Below are 266 nucleotides of genomic sequence, written 5' to 3'. Positions count from 1 at the left end.
CGAGCGGCTCGGTGAACGGCAGCCGTTTCGGCCTGCGTGGCGCTGAAGACCTCGGCGGCGGCCTGAAGGCTATCTTCACGTTGGAAAACGGCTTCGGCATCAATGACGGCACGCTCAAGCAGCAAAGCCGTCTGTTCGGCCGTCAGGCGTTCGTTGGTCTGGCAAGCGACCAGTTCGGCGCTGTGACCCTCGGCCGTCAATATGACAGCATGGTCGACTACGTTGGTCCGCTGTCGCTGACGGGCACGCAATACGGCGGCACGCAG

General features: G+C 63.5%; 1 protein-coding gene. It reads left to right on the top strand.

Going from position 1 to position 266, the window contains the following annotated elements:
* Positions 1-266: porin (locus SB771_RS34880; RefSeq protein WP_410722024.1), on the top strand; the 266-nt coding region annotated here is incomplete at both ends.

The sequence above is a fragment of the Burkholderia sp. SIMBA_051 genome, from assembly GCF_046534915.1.
Taxonomy (GTDB): domain Bacteria; phylum Pseudomonadota; class Gammaproteobacteria; order Burkholderiales; family Burkholderiaceae; genus Burkholderia; species Burkholderia ambifaria.
This window is presented reverse-complemented; position numbering and strand designations above follow the sequence as displayed.